This is a genomic window from Microbispora sp. GKU 823 (assembly GCF_002027145.1).
Classification (GTDB): Bacteria; Actinomycetota; Actinomycetes; order Streptosporangiales; family Streptosporangiaceae; genus Microbispora; species Microbispora siamensis.
Genome location: NZ_MWJN01000023.1, coordinates 70,611 through 85,666, shown reverse-complemented (window position 1 = coordinate 85,666; position 15,056 = coordinate 70,611). Strand labels below are relative to the sequence as shown.

The following is a 15,056-nucleotide window of genomic DNA, read 5'->3' as shown; positions in this document are numbered from 1 at the left end:
CTGTGCCGTCTCCTCGTCACTCTCCACCCGGCAGCGGCAGTTCGGTGAGCCATTCCCCGTGATGATCCGCCCGTCCTCTGACCAGCCGGTCGTACTCCGTCCGCAGCAGGGAGGCGATCGGGCCGACCCGGCCGGCGCCGACGCTCAGGCGGTCGACGCTGGTGACCGGGAGGATCTCCCAGGCCGTGCCCATGAAGAAGATCTCGTCGGCGAGATACAGCTCGCTCCGGTCCACCTCGCGCTCCTGCACCGGGATGCCCATGCCCGCGGCGAGGGCCAGCACGGTGTCCCTGGTGATGCTCTCCAGCAGCCCGCTGGTGAGCGACGGGGTGATGATCGTGCCGTCGCGGACGATCGCGACGCAGGCCGCCGGGCCCTCACTCACCTTGAACCGCTCGTTCAGCATGATCGGCCAGTCGTATCCGTTCTCCCGCGCCTCGATGAGGGCCAGCCGGCCGTTGTGGTAGTTCGAGAACGCCTTGGCCCTGGGCGGCGCGGAGGCGTCCCCGACCCGGATCCACGAGCTCACCGTGGCCCGGCAGGAGTCGCCGCCGGACAGCCCGCTGCGGAACGGCCAGGTGTCGACCACCACGTCGCACCTGGTGCCCGCCGGGACCATCTGCTCGCGGATCACCCCGGACGGGAAGACCCACGGCCGGATGTAGACGTCCTCCGCATAGCCGTTGATGCGCAACAGATCGAGCACGGCCGCCCGGAGCCGCTCCCGCGTGTACGGCAGGTCGAGCCGGCAGATCCTCGCCGACCGCGCGAGGCGGTCGAGATGGTCGTCCAGCCGGAAGGCCAGGAGCCGGGTGCCGTCGGCCGACAGGTATGCCTTGACGCCCTCGAACACGGCCGAGACGGAGGCGTGGCCGACCGCGTTCACGTGTACGCGGGCGTCGGCCCACGGGATCAGCGAGCCGTTCCGCCAGATCCACTCGGGATTGCCGAACTCCGGATCGCCCAGGGGAGCGGAGGAGCGGGGACCGCGATGCTGCCGTGCCGCCTCGACGCTCATGACGCCGCCTTCCTCTCGAGGCCCGCTCCGGTTCCGAGCAGGCCCAGGTCGAGCTTGGTGAGGTCGGGGACCACCGTGTCCGCGCCGGCCAGGGTCAGGTCGCCGGCGCAGCCGACCGCGTTCGGCACGCCGACGCAGCGCACGCCGGCGGCCCGGGCCGCCCGGACCCCGGTGGCGGAGTCCTCGAAGGCGAGGGCCTCCGCCGCGGACAGCCCGAGCCGCCGCAGGGCCAGCACGTAGAGGTCAGGAGCCGGCTTGTGCCGATCGACCTGCTCCCCCGTGACCAGTTCGGTGAACCGGGTCTCGATCCCGAGCCGGCCGAGGTGGTGCTCGACCCAGGCGCGCGCCGAACTCGACACCACGGCGGTGGCCAGGCCCAGGCGGGCCGCCTCGTCGAGCACGGCCGCGACCCCCGGCCGCAGCGGCTCCCGGTCGCACAGTTCCCGTTTGCGCCGGCGCCGGTCCTCGCGGACGGCGCGGCTCACCGGACGGCCCAGGCGGCGGGCCAGATCCGCCAGGCCGGTCCTCTCGCCGTCGGGCCTGCCCATCAACCGGCTCCACACCTCCGGCGGGAACTCCAGCCCGAAGGAGGCGTACAGATCCCGCCAGGAGGTGAACGCGGCGTGCTCGGTGTCGCAGATGAGGCCGTCGAAGTCGAACAGGACGGCACGCGGTCCCGTCACCACGAGGCCTCTCCCCTGGTCCGCGAGCCCGCCTGCTCCCCGGGAAGCCGGGCGGACGAGGCCGCCGTGGCGCGGACGGGGCCGAGCACCCGGGCGACGTGGTCGTTGGTGAACACCCCGGCCGGGTCGACCTGCTGCCGGATCCGTTGGAACAGGTCCCACTCCGGATAGCGGGGCGCGAGCAGTTCGGCGGTGGCGGTGTGGGCCTTGCCCCAGTGCGGGCGGGCGTCCAGCTCGCGCAGCACATACTCGGTGGTGCGCAGGAGTTCCAGCTGTCCGGCCGTACGGGGGACGGTGAGATTGACGTACCCCGTCCTGCGGCCGTACGCGGGGCTGAGCGGGGCGTCGTCGCCGGCGCCGACCCGCACCAGCAGCGAATAGGGCGAGTAGAACCCGCCCCGGCGCAGAACCCCGCGCAGCTCCCGCAGCGCGGCCGGCACGTGCTCCAGCGGCAGGGCGTGTTCGAGGGCGATGAACCGCACCGGCTGGGGAAAGGTGAGCACCCGATGCGCGGCGTCGACGAACGGCCTGGGCGCCCCCGGCCTGCCGTCGAGCCACCGGGTCAGCCCGGGAACGGCGGAGGGGAAGACCCGGCCCGCCTGGCCGACGAGGCCGCATCGGATCTCCTGCATGGTGGCGGCGTACCGGTTGCCGTACGCCCCCGGGGTCGGCGGCTCGTGGGTGACGCTGAGTTCGCGCGCCGTCACGGTGTCCTGCCAGGGACGCCAGGTGAACGAGGGACGGTCGGCGTCGGCGACGAGCCGCCCGAAGTCCTCCACCAGTTCCTCGAACGCCATGGCGCGCTCCCGCACGCGCAGGTTGAAGGCCGGCACGCAGCGCAGGGTCACCGTCGACACCACGCCCAGGGCGCCGAGGCCGGTGCGCGCGCAGCGGAAGAGTTCAGGATCGCTGTCGCGGTCGAGAGCGAGCGTGCGCCCGTCCGCCGTGACCAACCGCAGCCGCAGCACCTCTCCCGAGAGCGGTGGGTGGAGCAGGCCGGTGCCGTGGTTGCCGGTGGAGATGGCCCCGGCCACGGTCTGGTCGGCCAGCGTGCCGATGTTGGGCAGGGCCAGCCCGGCGCGATGCAGGCTCGCGGCCAGGTCGCCGATTCGCGTGCCCGCCCGCACGGTGACGCACATCGCCTCGGGGTCGATCTCGACGATGCCCGCATACCGGCGCAGGTCGAGCAGCAGCCCGTCGGTCGTCGCCAGGGAGTTGAACGAGTGCCCGGTGCCGACCGGCCGGATGCCCAGTCCGTGTCCGACCGCCGCCCGCACCAGGTCGGCGATCTGTTCCTCGCTCGTCGGCGCCGTGTGGTGGCGGGGAGCGCAGCGGACCGTGCCCGACCACGAACGCCAGCCGGCCCCCGACGACAGACGCAGTCGCCCGCGTGTCATGTGAGCGCCTCCTCGAAGAACCTCCGCAGCGCGTCCTGCCAGGTCGGCATCGTGTGACCGAGGCCGGCCAGCAGGTCGGTGTTCAACGTCGAATCACGGGGACGGCCGCCCCGGAAACCGCACGCGTCCATGGAGACCCGTTCGGGCTCCGGCCAGGTCCTGCCGCTGTCCCGCGCGATGGCCGCAAGCTCCCTGCCGACCTCGTACCAGCTGGCCGATCCCCGGTTGGCGACGTGGACGACGCCCTCGACGGGCCGCTCACGGGTGAGCAGGAACACCAGCGCCTCGGCCAGGTCGGCCGTGTAGGTGGGGGCGCTGAACTGGTCGTCGATGAGCCGCGGCCGGTCGCCTCGCGCGGCGGCGCGGCCCATCGCCAGCACGTTGTCCAGGCGGGGGTCCGTCCCGCCGAACAGCCAGGAGGTGCGGACGCTCAGCGAGCCGGGGACGAGCAGGCTGATCCGCTCCCCCGCCAGTTTGGTGATGCCGTACACGCTGAGCGGGTTGGGCAGGTCGGGCTCCCGGTACCCGCCGCGCGGCGGGTCCTCGCCGTCGAAGACGTAGTCGCTGGAGATGTAGACGAGCCGGCTGCCGGTCCGGCGGCACGCCTCCGCGACGTTGCGCGTCCCGCGCGTGTTCACGCGGAGCGCGGCCGCGGGGTCGCTCTCGCAGTCGTCGACGACGGCGTTGGCCGCCGTGTGCACGACCACGTCCGGCCGGAAGTCGTCGACCGACTTGTCCAGAGCCTCGGCGTCGGCGATGTCGAAGTCGGGCAGCGAGACTCCCCGCACCGTCCAGCCGGAGGTGCGGGGGTCGTCGCGGAGCACGGCGGTGAGCGCCCGCCCGAGCATCCCGTCGGCGCCGGTCAGGTAGATCCTCATCCCGCGGCCCGGCGTCACCCGCCGGGCCTGCCGTTCTCCGTCCACGCGCATCACAGGTGTCCGAACTCGGCGAGGAGTTCCTGCAGGGAGGCGCCGGAGTTGATCTTCTCGCGGATCAGCTTCTCCTTGCCGATCGCCATCCGGGTCCCTTCCAGGACATCGGCGGCCTCGGCGGCCGGGACCACGGCGATCCCGTTCTCGTCGGCCACGACGATGTCCCCCGGATGGATGATCTGCCCGTCGATCACGACCGGCACGTTGAACTGCACCGGCTCGGTCCGATCGTGCGCCGCGCTCGGCGAGGGCCGGGGCACGGTGCTGCGGTACCAGACGGGGAAGTCCAGGTCGCGGATCTCGTCCACGTCGCGGATGGCGCCGTCGACGATGCCCGCCTCGATGCCCGCCTTCTGCGACAACGTCGACATCAGCCCGCCCCACATGGCGGTCCGCCTCGTTTCGTGACAGGCGACCACGATGACGTCGCCGGGCTGCGCCCGGGTCAGTAGCGGCATGCAGTCCACGAGATCGTCGATGGACAGGTTCACGGTCAGCGCCGGTCCCGCGATCTTGTGGTGCGGCTTGACCGGCAGCAGCCCGCCGATCGCCCCCATGCGCTTGCGGGCGTCCGTCACCAGGCAACTCGGGCTGTATTCGGCGAGCACCTGGCGGAACCCCTGCACGAGTTCCGCGGGCGGACGCCGGACGTCGTTGTAGACGGTCTTCATTCGCGGTCTCCCATCAGTCGCGGGTGGGGATGGTCAGGTCCCGGGTGGCCACGTCCCGGGTGGTCAGGTCGCCGGTGGTCACGTCCCGGATGGCCGCGGCCAGAGACGCCGCGTCCAGGCCGTGGGCGCCGAGCGCCTCGTCGTCGGCGCCGCACCGGGGGATCTCCGTCAGGCCGATGCCGTGGAACGACGGCCGGTGGGGCGGCGGCGCCGCGAGAAGCGCGCGGGCGACGGTGTCGGCCTGACCGCCCCGGCGGTAGTGGTTCTCCACCACGATCACGTGATCGGCCTCGCGGAGCAGCCCGGTCAGCCACTCCGGGTCCACCTCGTTGAGCCACGGCAGGTTCACCACGGTCGGATCCAGCCCCTCGGGGGCCAGGAGTTCGCAGGCGCCCAGCACCTGGCCGAGCACCGTGGGCCCGGCGCCGATGACGACGACCCGTCCCCCCTGCCGGACGACCCGTCCACGGCCGGGCACGAGAGGCCCGGCGGGCAGGGCGGCGACCTCGTCGGGCACCGGGACGCTCTCCAGGCGCAGGTAGACGCTCCGATCGGTGGCGAGACAGTGGTCGAGGGCGGCCTCCACCTCCGCCGCGTTGGCCGGTTGCAGCACGCGCAGCCCGGGCACCGCGGACAGCGCCGCCACGTCTCGCACGGCCTGGTGCGAGTGGCCCGGCCCGGCCGGCAGCAGACCGGCGAGCGCCCCCACGTAGATCACCTTCCGGCCCTCGGTGGCGTTGTTGTAGATCTGCTCGTTCGGCCGGGCGTGCAGGAAGCAGGAGAAGGAGTTGACGAACGGCACCAGCCCGCCCGCCGCGAGCCCGCCCGCGGCCGACACCATGTCCTGCTCGGCGATGCCGAACTCGAAGAACCGGTCGGCGTGCTCCCGGGAGAAGGGGATCAGTCCGGTGTCGAGCACGAGGTCCGCGTCGAGCGCGACGATCCGCCGGTCCGCGCGGGCCCGGCCGGCGAGGGCCTCGCCGTACACCTGGAACAGCCTCGGGCGGTCGCCGGCCCGCCGCTCCGGCAGCGGGCCCTCCGCCACGACCCGCAGCGGGCCGAGGCCGTTGCGGCGGAGCACCGCGTCGGCCTCCGCGACCAGTTCCTCGTGGGCCGTGCGGTAGTCCTCCGGGGAGGGCGCCCCGCTGTGGAAGCGGTAGCGCCACTCGCCCGGCCGCATGGACGTGGCCGCGAAGGTGGCGCAGCCGGCGCCCTTCACCGTGTCCGCGATGACGACGGCCGGCTGCCCCGGGAAGCTCTCGGCGCGTTTGCGCAGAGCCGCCTCCAGGTCCCGGAAGTCGTGGCCGTCGCAGCGCAGCGCGCCCCAGCCGAACGCACTGAACTTCGCTTCCAGGTCGCCGAGGTCGTTGACCTCGGAGACCCAGGTGTCGGACTGCAGCTTGTTGTGATCGACGATCACGGTGAGCTCGCCCATCCCCCGGTGTGCGGCGCTCGCGAGGGCCTCCCAGTTCTGCCCTTCCTGCAGTTCGCCGTCCCCGGTCAGGACGAAGACCCGCCGGCTGCGGCCGAGCAGCCGGTCCGCCAGGATCAGCCCCTTGGCCTTGGAGATGCCCATGCCGAGGGAACCGGTGTTGAACGCCATGTGGGGGGTGTGGACGTCGGGGTGCCCGGGGAGCCCGCCGAGCCGGCGCAACCGGTGCAGCAGATCCTCGGGGAGGCATCGCAGGCCGATGAGGGCCGCGTACAGGCCGGGTGCGTCGTGTCCCTTCGAGGAGAAGTAGACGTCCCCGTCCGGGGTGAAAGGCTCGTCGAGCTCCGACAGCAGCAGGTGGCTGACGATGTCGGCGGCGCTGAAGCTGGAGCCGAGGTGGCCGGAACCGGCCCGCATGATCATGTAGAGCACGTTGACGCGGGTGAGCGCCGAGAAGGCCCGGCACCGTTCGTACGGATCGTTGATCTGGGTGAGGACGCGATCGAAATCCGCGACATCGACCCTGCACAGTTGCATGGACATGCGCCCTCCGCGGAAGCGTCGTGCGGGAGTCGGCGGTCCGGCGGCCGTCCTGATCCGGCCGCGGCAGACCGGGAAGCGAGGGTTACGGGGTCACCAGCAGCTGTAGCCGCCGTCGACCAGCATCTCCTGGCCGGTCACGTACCTGCTCATGTCGGAGACGAGGAACAGCAGGGGGCCGGTGAGGTCCTCCGGGTAGGCCATCCGCCCGAGTGGCACCCGGCCGCTGAACTTCTTCTTGAACTGCGGGTCCTGGTCGCCGAGTACGCCGCCCGGCGAAAGCGTGTTGACCCGGACGCCCTTGGGCCCCCACAGCGCGGCGAGATACCGGGTCAGCGCGGCCACGCCCGCCTTCGACATGCCGTAGGCCGGCGGCTTCAGGAACGGCGGGTCCAGGTCCAGGTGGTCGTAGAGCGGGGGATAGGGCGCGAGGCCGCCGTACAGTGAGCCGATGTTGACGATCGTCCCGGTCCTGCGCTGCGCCATGTGGCTGCCGAAGACCTGGCAGACCCGCAGCACGCCGAGGGCGTTGACATCCAGGACTATCGCCGACAGTTCCTCGGGGATGTCGCCGAACAGCCAGCTTCCCTGGTCTCTCGTCGGCGGGCTGTCGATGCCGGCGTTGTTCACCAGGATCGTCGGCGGCCCGAGCCGGTCCAGGCACGCGTCCAGTGCGTGCTCCAGCGAGCGGCGGTCGGTGACGTCGGCGGTGAAGGGCAGGTAGCGGGCGGCCCCGGCGGTGCGCGGCCCGAGCCCGTCCTCGCCCGGCTCGACCAGGTCCAGCGCCATCACGTCGGCTCCGGCGTCCAGCAGCGTGGCGCACCACAGCGTGCCCAGACGGCCGCTCGCGCCGGTGACGACCGCGACCGAGCCCGCCAGGTCAGCGCCGGGCATCCGCCGCGGCTCCCGTCGTCACGGGTCGGCGCTCGTCGACGCGCAGCCCGGGTCCCACCAGGTGCTCCCAGCGGATGGCGTCGTCGGCCGACAGCGCGACGGTGAGGGTCATCCCCAGCACGCGTTCCAGCTCGTACGGCTTGAGGCCGTCGCCGGGAGACTTGATGGCGATGTCGTTCTCCGTGAGGACGTGCCCCGGGCGCAGGTCGTGCCTCGCCACGAGCTTCTTGCCCATCTTGATCACAGCCGACGCCTCGGCGTCGCTACGGGTCTTGATCGGCGAGCCGATCGACTCGGCGGTGCGCTTCAGGCCCCGGGTCAGCTGAACGAGCTGGTCGGGGTCGAGGGAGAACGCGTGGTCGGTGCCCGGCAGGCTCTGGTCCAGCGTGAAGTGCTTCTCGATGACCCGCGCCCCGAGCGCGTAGGCGATGAAGCTGGCGTCCGGGCCGAGGTCGTGGCCGGAGAAGCCCACGACCACGTCGGGGTATTCGGCGCGGAACGTGCCGATGACGGCGAGGTTCAGGTCGGCGGGAGCGGCCGGATAGACGGCCGTGCACTGCAGCAACGCCAGGTTCGGGTTGAGCGGCAGCACCGTGTCGCAGGCCCGGCGGACGTCGTCCATCGTGCCCCCGCCGGTGCTGACGATCAGCGGCTTCCCGGTCTTCGCGGCGTAGGCGAGCAATGGGGTGTTGGTCAGATCCGCGGAGGCGATCTTTATCGCCGGCGGGTCGAAATCCATGAGGAAGTCGACACTGGGCATGTCGAAGGCGGTGGAAAAGAAGTCGATGCCGACCTCCGCCGCGAGTTCGGTCAGTGCCGCGTAATCGTCGCGGCCGAACTCCAACGCCTCCCGGTGCGCGCCGTAGGTCGGCCCATAACTGTTGCGGCCGGTGTAGGGCTGGTCATACATGGCGCGCGTAAAGAGCGTCTTGTTCTCTCGTTTCTGCAGCTTGGCGGCGTGTGCTCCGTTTTCCGCCGCGCGGCGAAACAGATCTCGGGCGCGTTCCAGACTGCCGCCGTGGTTGTGCCCGATCTCAGCGATCACGTAGGCCTCGGTGTCGTCGGCGATCCGGCGGCCTGCGATGTGCAGTTCGCGCATGGGTGTACCTTCCAACCGGGTTTTGGGCAGGGTCGTCCCTTATGGGGAGCGGACGGTGAAGGCTGCGATGGGTGTTGGCTTCCGGGTTCCGTTCAGTCCCAACCGGCGTCCCCGGAGCGGGGAGCTCCTTCGCAACGACTGGCGGTTTCCGGCAGACGATGCACTATTCGCAGCTCATGCGATGAGGACATTGCGATGGTGCCTTCGATAACAGCGGACCGTCGTTCTGCGGACGACAACAGACTGCCATTCGAATCGCCCGAGAGCGAGATGCCCCCTGTGTCCTAAACTTGTATGGCAACAAGATGTCTGCCCAAGCTTGACCAGTCCGAGTTAACCGGAAGTGGCCCGCGATCGGGGTTGCGCATCACGGGGGAGGTTCGGCGAGTTGACGGCCGCGCACGAGTTAATCGAGGAGCCCCATTCAGGTCGGCAGGAAACAGGCCTCGGGGACATTGCCATAAAGGTGTACACGGCGGCGGTGCATCGTGGCGCGCTGCCTCTGGCGGAGGCCAGGGCCCTGGCGAGCACCGAGCACGACCAGGTGCTCGACCGCCTCCTGTCCCTCCGCCTGCTCACCCTCAACTGGGCGGGCGACGCGCTGATCCCCACGGATCCCGAGGTGGCGGAGGCACTCTCCTCGGTCCCGCTGGAACGCGAGATCCGACGGCGGCAGCAGGAGCTGTCCGAGCTGCAGACCCAGTTGCGCAGCCTGATGCCGCTGTATCGGGAGCACCGCAGACGCAGTCACGGCAGCCCGCCGTTGACCTGCCTCGACGACCCCGTCGAGGTACGGAACGAGCTCGCCCTGCTGATGCGGGAGTGCTCCACGGAGTTCGTCAGCATGCAGCCGGGCGGCGGCCGGGATCCCCAGACGCTGCGAGGGGTGACCGAGGAGAGCCTGGAGATGCTCTCCCGCGGGATACGGCTGCGCGGCATCTACCAGCACACCGCGCGCAGCAGCCTGGCCACGCGTTCCTACGTGCACCAGGTCACGGAGAAGGGCGCCGAGATCCGCACCACGGTCGAGACGTTCGAGCGGATGATGATCTTCGACCGGGAGACGGCCGTGGTGGCCAAACGCCGGGTGGCCGACGAGGTTCCCGGCGCCGCGTTCATCACGGATCCGGTGATGGTGGACTTCCTCTACCGGATCTTCGAGAACCTCTGGCAGTCGGCCCGGCCGTTCGAGGCCTCCATGGTGGAGACGCAGACGACGACCGAGGAGCTGCGCCGGCGGATCCTGCAGCTGATGGCCGACGGGCTCAAGGACGAGGCCATCGCCAAGCGGATGGGCATGTCCACCCGGACCTGCCGCCGCTACATCAAGGAGATCACCGACGAGCTCGGCGCCACCAGCCGCTTCCAGGCCGGATATCTCGTGGCGCAGCAGGGCCTGAACGGAGGTCCCGTCCCCGCCTCGGAGACCGGCGACATCTGAGGTGACGGACGGCGCCCCGGTCAGGCCGGCAGTTCGCGCATGGAACGCAGCGGTGAGAAGAACAGGCGCAGCCAGCCCGCGGCGAGCACGGCCGACCCCGCCCACATCGCCGCCCGTACGCCTGCCAGCTCGCCCAGGGCGCCGGCCAGCAGCGCGCCGAGGGCCAGGGCGCCGAACATGAGGAAGCGGAATGTCGCGTTCATCCGTCCCAGCAGGTGGTCCGGCGTGATCCGCTGGCGGAAGCTGACCTTCAGCACGTTGTCGACGCCCGCCTTGGCTGTGATGACCAGCCAGGCCGCGCCCGCGAGCCACACACCGGGCCCGTGGTCGGCCAGGGGGACCAGGAACCCGGCCGGCGCGATCAGCGGGCCCATCACCCACATCACCCGCGCGTCGCCGAGGCGAGCGCTCAGCGGACGGGCCAGCATCGACCCGAGGAAGACCCCGACTCCGCCCAGGGCCAGGAAGAACCCGAGTGCGCCCTCGGAGAGCCCCAGCTCGCGGACGAACAGCACCGGCAGCATGGTCACGTACACCTGGATCGCGAAGTTCGTGAGCCCCGCCTCCAGCACGAGGGGGTTCAGCAGCCGGTCGCCGAACACGAAGCGCAGCCCCTCGCCGATCTCCTGGTAGAGCCTTCGGCCGGGACGACGCGCCGGGACGGGATCGCTGGTGCGGATGAGGATCAGGCACACCGCCGACCACACGTATGTGATCGCGTCCAGCGCGATGGCCAGCGGGGCGGTGAGCAGTTGCACCAGATAGCCGCCCAGGCTACGGCCGGCGACCTGGTTGGCCGCGTCGAGGCTCACCAGCCGCGCGTTGGCCTCGGCCAGCCGGTCGCGGCCCACCAGGTGCGGCAGGAAACTCTGGTTGGCGACGTCGAAGAACACGGTCGCGACGCCGGTGAACAGCACGACGACGTACAACTGCCACAGGGTCAGCGCGCCGGCCCACCAGGCCAGCGGCACCGACAGCAACAGCGCGGCGCGGACGAGGTCGGTGACTATCTGCAGCCGGCGCTGCCGGGTGCGGTCCACCCATGCACCGGCGGGCAGGCCGATCAGCAGGAACGCGATCGTGCTCAGCGCGTTCAGCACGCCCAGTTCGCCCGGGGAGGCGTGCAGCGTCGTCACCGCGAGCAACGGCACGGCCAGGTAGCTGATCTGGGTGCCGAGCTTGCTCACGGCCGCCGCGGCGAAGGCGAGCCGGAAGTCGCGGTGGCCGAACAGCCCGCCGGCCGCGCCGGATCCCGCGGTGACATCCGGCGCCGCGGGCGCCTGCCCGCCTCGCCGGGAGCCCTCCGCGCGGCCGGAACCTCCTGCGGGGTTCGACGGCGGCTGCGGCGCGGGGCCGTCGGCGAGAGGGGCGACGCCATCCTGTCCGGAGGATGAAGATGCGCTCGACACGTCCGCTCTCCTCAACGGTGGGTGGGATCGAGCATCGCACGGAAGCCGGGCGATGTGACGGGATGCGCGGTGTCCACTACCGGCATGACCGGTTGCGGCACCCGGGATGGACCTTGACCCTGGTCGCGGTGCTGGTTTCGCTGGGAGCCATGCCGAAACTGTCGTTCATGCGAGGGGAGGGTCCCGGCGCGATCACGCCCGACGGATGCGCCGTGGAGTTCTACGCGCGGCTGCGGGCTCGCGGTGAGCCCGAGCTGATCCACGAGGCCATCGGCGAGAAGGCGAGCGTGCTCGAACTCGGCGCCGGGGCCGGCCGCGTGACCCATCCCCTGAGGGACCTCGGGCACGAGATCGTGGCCGTCGACGAGTCGCCCGACATGCTCGCGCGCATCAGGGGAGCCGAGACGGTCTGCGCCCCGATCCAGGACCTGAACCTCGGCCGCCGGTTCGACGCCGTGGTGATGATCTCGTTCCTCATCGACATCCCCGACGACGACCTGATGCGCGCCTTCCTGCGGACCTGCCGGTCCCACGTGCGCGACGACGGCTGCCTCATCCTGGAACGCCACAAGCCGGGATGGCACGAGACGGTGCGGCCCACCGAGCGGACCGACCCCGCCGGGTTCACCTCACGCATCCGGACGGTGGAACGGCCGGAGCCGGGAACGGTCGCCCTCACCGTGGACTACCTGTGGGGGGACGCCTCCTGGACCCATTCGTTCCTCACCCGGCCCATGAGCGACGAACGGCTGAGCGCCGAGCTGGCGACCGCCGGCTTCCGGATCGACCGGTTCCTCGATCCCGACCGGAGCTGGGTGCGTGCCCGGCCCGTCCCCGGAGGGCAGGGAGCATGAGCATCCTCGTCGTACACGGGAAGAACCTGAGCCGGCGCCGGCATCTGGCGCGGGTGCACGCCTTCGGCCGCGAGCACGGCCAGCGTGTGCTGCTGCTGATGAAGAACCCGTCGTGGGAGTCGGAGCACGCCGACCGGGTCGTCACGGTGGACACCTCGGTCCTCGGGGACACGCTGGCCGCCGCGGTGCGGCTTCGGGACGAGGAGTCCGAGCCGATCCGTGCGGTGGTGACGTTCTCGGAGCGGCTGGTGCCCGCCGCCGCGAGGATCGCCGCCGAGCTCGGCCTGCCCTACGTGAGCGAGCACACCGCGCACATCGCGCGTGACAAGTACGCGATGCGGGAGGCCGTGGCCGCGGCCGGCGGCGTCCTCCAGCCCCGCTACGGCCTGGCCCGCTCGCTGCCGGAGGCCCGGGAGCTGGCCGGGCGGTTCGGCTATCCCCTCATCCTCAAACCCGTCATCGGCACCGGCAGCATGTACGTCAGGTGCGTCGCCGACGACGCGGAGCTCGCCGAGCACTTCGAGTTCCTGCGGGCCGAGTCGTGGGACGCCTCCGACCAGGACCCCCTCTACAGGGCCGCGCACGAGGAGTACGGCGGCGCGCTGCTGGTGGAGGAGTTCGTCCCGGGCACGGAGATCTGCATCGAGTCCCTCGTCCACCGTGGGGAAACGCGGGTGGTGGCGATCCACGACAAGCCGCTCCCGACCGGGCCGACGTTCGAGGAGGTCTACGCCTGCACGCCGACGCGGCTGCCGGCGGACCTCGTCCGTACGATCACCGACGCCACCGCCGCCGTCCACCGGGCGATGGGCATCGAGATCGGCCCCACCCACGTCGAGTTCCGGTTGCGGGACGAGAGGGAGCCGGTGCTCCTCGAGGCGGCGGCCCGGATGGGCGGCGGCCCCATCTACCGCTCGGTGCAGCTCAGCCTCGGCATCGACCTGGTCGAAGCGGCGCTGGAGCAGGCCCTGGGAGGCGAGCCGCGTCTCGAACCCGCCACGGCGCCGCGGCCGGTCGGCTTCTGGAACATCTTCCCCGAGCAGCCGGGCGTGCTGACCGCCGTCCACGGGGTCGAGGAGGCGGCGGCCGACCCCCGGATCGACGAGTTCGAGATCTACCGGGAGATCGGCGAGTATCTGAAGGTCCCTCCCCAGACCTTCCAGGGGCACGGCCACCTCATCTTCACCGTCGACGAGGTCGACCAGCTCGACGGCGTCTTCGCCGAGCTCACCAAGACGGTCCGGCTGGACACCGCACCCGCCGGCCGGGACGGTGCCCCATGACCGATCCGGTGACCCGCGACTACAACGACCGGTGCCTGTCGGGAGACGACAAGCTCCTGCACGTCATGGCCGAGGCACGCCGCCGCTTCCCCCGGATGTTCGACCTGTCGTGCGGCGACCGGCTCCTGCCGCGGCCCTTCTTCATCGACGAGGCGCGCATGAGGGACTGCGCCGCCGACCTGATCGGCCTGTTCGACCTGCTGGTCGGCCTTCCCGCCCGGCTCTTCGACGGCGACCTGGGCCGCTACTGCGAGGCACTGGGGATCAGCAGGCGCAGGGCCGCCCTGATCCAGCGCGTCCCCGGCCCTCCCGACCTGTACGGCCGCGCCGATCTCTACCACGACGGCGACTCCTTCAAGCTCCTCGAGTTCAACATCGACAGCGCGCTCGGCGGCACCGACCGCGCCGAGATCTCCCGGCTCCTCCTCGAGACCGACGCGTTCCGCGCGTTCGCCGAGGAGCACCGGCTCGGCTACGTCCACACCGGAGAGCGCGTGGCGCAGGCGCTGCGCAGAGCCGCGGAGCCGGTCACCGGCGGCGCCGACCCGGTCGTGGCCTTCGTCGAGGAGGACGGTGGACTGCCCAAGTATCTGCACCTGGCCCGCTCCTTCCAGGAGATGCTCGGACGGCTCGGGCTGGAGGTCCTGCTGACGGAGGTGAGCCAGGTCCGCAGCGACGGCGGGCGGCTCTTCGTCGACGGCAGGAAGATCGACGTCGTCCTCCGCTACTTCACCGACGAGGACATCGTGGCCGTCCCCGACGGGGAGAAGAGGGTCGAGCCGATCTTCCGGGCGCACGAGGACGGCACGGCCGTCCTGTGGACGAACATGCGCAGCGGCCAGGTCTTCAACAAGGGCTGTCTCGCCCTGCTCTCCGATGCCCGTACGCGGGAGGCGCTGTCGCCGGAGGAGAAGGCGCTGCTCGATCGCATCCTGCCCTGGACGCGGATCGTCTCCACCGGGCGGACCGAGGCCGGCGGCGAGACGGTCGACCTGCTCGACTACTGCCGCGCCCACCGCGAGGAGCTCATCCTCAAGCCGCACACCGGCTACGGAGGAGACGGCATCATCGCCGGATGGGAGGTGTCCGACCGTGAATGGCGGGAGGCGCTCGCCGAGGGCGTCCGGCGCGACTACACCGTCCAGCGGAGGGTGGTCCCCCGCCACGAACCGGTCGTCGACCCCGAGACCCGCGCCGTCGAGGACTGGGTGGCGGCCTGGGACGCGTTCATCACTCCCGACGGCTACGCCGGTTCCCACATCCGGGCACGCCGCACGGGCGGCGGCGCGGTCATCAACATGGGAGCCGGCGGGGCGGCCAGGACCACGGGGATCTTCCTCACCCCCCGCTCCCTGATCCGGCCATGACCCGGCGATGAGCATGGCGCCCGCGGGCCGGGGCCG

The 15,056-nt window shown here is 71.4% G+C and carries 13 protein-coding genes; 4 read left to right on the top strand and 9 right to left on the bottom strand.

Translation table 11 applies throughout. The annotated features are described in order from the left end of the window. Positions 1-16: 16 nt before the first annotated feature. The 8 genes from B1L11_RS15030 to B1L11_RS14995 all read right to left on the bottom strand — a co-directional run bounded on the left by B1L11_RS15030 (position 17) and on the right by B1L11_RS14995 (position 8,666). Entirely contained in the window at positions 17-1,018 is a 1,002-nt protein-coding gene (locus B1L11_RS15030; RefSeq protein WP_079315044.1) for a branched-chain amino acid transaminase, read from the bottom strand. After that, on the bottom strand, positions 1,015-1,701 hold the full coding sequence (locus B1L11_RS15025; protein WP_218671132.1) for an HAD family phosphatase: 687 nt from the start codon (positions 1,699-1,701) through the stop codon (positions 1,015-1,017). Before B1L11_RS15025 ends, B1L11_RS15030 begins: the two co-directional genes overlap by 4 nt. Further along, positions 1,698-3,098: a D-arabinono-1,4-lactone oxidase gene (locus tag B1L11_RS15020; protein ID WP_079315042.1), complete on the bottom strand. Its 1,401-nt coding sequence runs from the start codon at positions 3,096-3,098 to the stop codon at positions 1,698-1,700. Before B1L11_RS15020 ends, B1L11_RS15025 begins: the two co-directional genes overlap by 4 nt. Beyond that, positions 3,095-4,027: a dTDP-4-dehydrorhamnose reductase gene (gene rfbD, locus B1L11_RS15015; RefSeq protein ID WP_218671131.1), complete on the bottom strand. Its 933-nt coding sequence runs from the start codon at positions 4,025-4,027 to the stop codon at positions 3,095-3,097. Before rfbD ends, B1L11_RS15020 begins: the two co-directional genes overlap by 4 nt. Continuing rightward, positions 4,027-4,701, bottom strand: a complete 675-nt coding sequence (locus B1L11_RS15010) for an RraA family protein (RefSeq protein WP_079315041.1) — start codon at positions 4,699-4,701, stop codon at positions 4,027-4,029. Before B1L11_RS15010 ends, rfbD begins: the two co-directional genes overlap by 1 nt. A 13-nt stretch (positions 4,702-4,714) precedes the next feature. Beyond that, positions 4,715-6,676, bottom strand: a complete 1,962-nt coding sequence (locus B1L11_RS15005) for a transketolase C-terminal domain-containing protein (protein WP_079315040.1) — start codon at positions 6,674-6,676, stop codon at positions 4,715-4,717. 90 nt (positions 6,677-6,766) lie between these two features. Next, on the bottom strand, positions 6,767-7,567 hold the full coding sequence (locus tag B1L11_RS15000) for an SDR family oxidoreductase (protein WP_079315039.1): 801 nt from the start codon (positions 7,565-7,567) through the stop codon (positions 6,767-6,769). Continuing rightward, positions 7,554-8,666 carry an N-acetylneuraminate synthase family protein gene (locus tag B1L11_RS14995; RefSeq protein ID WP_079315038.1) on the bottom strand — a complete coding sequence of 371 codons (1,113 nt, stop codon included), beginning with the start codon at positions 8,664-8,666 and terminating at the stop codon, positions 7,554-7,556. Before B1L11_RS14995 ends, B1L11_RS15000 begins: the two co-directional genes overlap by 14 nt. A gap of 481 nt (positions 8,667-9,147) precedes the next feature. Here B1L11_RS14995 and B1L11_RS14990 point away from each other — a divergent pair, with 481 nt between their 5' ends. Further along, complete coding sequence (locus B1L11_RS14990) at positions 9,148-10,107, top strand: helix-turn-helix transcriptional regulator (RefSeq protein WP_143737279.1); 960 nt, start codon at positions 9,148-9,150, stop codon at positions 10,105-10,107. Positions 10,108-10,127: 20 nt separating this feature from the next. Here B1L11_RS14990 and B1L11_RS14985 read toward each other — a convergent pair whose 3' ends face one another. Then, the gene (locus B1L11_RS14985; protein WP_256862550.1) at positions 10,128-11,516 is read right to left on the bottom strand and encodes an MFS transporter; all 1,389 of its coding nucleotides are present in this window, start codon (positions 11,514-11,516) and stop codon (positions 10,128-10,130) included. Positions 11,517-11,644: 128 nt separating this feature from the next. Here B1L11_RS14985 and B1L11_RS14980 point away from each other — a divergent pair, with 128 nt between their 5' ends. The 3 genes from B1L11_RS14980 to B1L11_RS14970 are packed head-to-tail and all read left to right on the top strand — an operon-like array spanning position 11,645 to position 15,020. Next, positions 11,645-12,370 carry a bifunctional 2-polyprenyl-6-hydroxyphenol methylase/3-demethylubiquinol 3-O-methyltransferase UbiG gene (locus B1L11_RS14980; RefSeq protein ID WP_239109110.1) on the top strand — a complete coding sequence of 242 codons (726 nt, stop codon included), beginning with the start codon at positions 11,645-11,647 and terminating at the stop codon, positions 12,368-12,370. Then, positions 12,367-13,653, top strand: a complete 1,287-nt coding sequence (locus B1L11_RS14975) for an ATP-grasp domain-containing protein (RefSeq protein ID WP_079315036.1) — start codon at positions 12,367-12,369, stop codon at positions 13,651-13,653. The genes B1L11_RS14980 and B1L11_RS14975 overlap by 4 nt, the downstream gene beginning before the upstream one ends. Then, positions 13,650-15,020 carry a glutathionylspermidine synthase family protein gene (locus tag B1L11_RS14970; RefSeq protein ID WP_079315035.1) on the top strand — a complete coding sequence of 457 codons (1,371 nt, stop codon included), beginning with the start codon at positions 13,650-13,652 and terminating at the stop codon, positions 15,018-15,020. The genes B1L11_RS14975 and B1L11_RS14970 overlap by 4 nt, the downstream gene beginning before the upstream one ends. Positions 15,021-15,056 lie beyond the last annotated feature (36 nt).

Excerpts from the sequence above, each read along its gene's own strand:
- B1L11_RS15020 (WP_079315042.1), bottom strand. The coding sequence starts at position 3,098 with ATGACACGCGGGCGACTGCGTCTGTCGTCGGGGGCCGGCTGGCGTTCG.
- B1L11_RS15030 (WP_079315044.1), bottom strand. The coding sequence starts at position 1,018 with ATGAGCGTCGAGGCGGCACGGCAGCATCGCGGTCCCCGCTCCTCCGCT.
- B1L11_RS14975 (WP_079315036.1), top strand. The coding sequence starts at position 12,367 with ATGAGCATCCTCGTCGTACACGGGAAGAACCTGAGCCGGCGCCGGCAT.
- B1L11_RS15000 (WP_079315039.1), bottom strand. The coding sequence starts at position 7,567 with ATGCCCGGCGCTGACCTGGCGGGCTCGGTCGCGGTCGTCACCGGCGCG.
- B1L11_RS14995 (WP_079315038.1), bottom strand. The coding sequence starts at position 8,666 with ATGCGCGAACTGCACATCGCAGGCCGCCGGATCGCCGACGACACCGAG.
- rfbD (WP_218671131.1), bottom strand. The coding sequence starts at position 4,027 with ATGCGCGTGGACGGAGAACGGCAGGCCCGGCGGGTGACGCCGGGCCGC.
- B1L11_RS15005 (WP_079315040.1), bottom strand. The coding sequence starts at position 6,676 with ATGTCCATGCAACTGTGCAGGGTCGATGTCGCGGATTTCGATCGCGTC.
- B1L11_RS14970 (WP_079315035.1), top strand. The coding sequence starts at position 13,650 with ATGACCGATCCGGTGACCCGCGACTACAACGACCGGTGCCTGTCGGGA.
- B1L11_RS15010 (WP_079315041.1), bottom strand. The coding sequence starts at position 4,701 with ATGAAGACCGTCTACAACGACGTCCGGCGTCCGCCCGCGGAACTCGTG.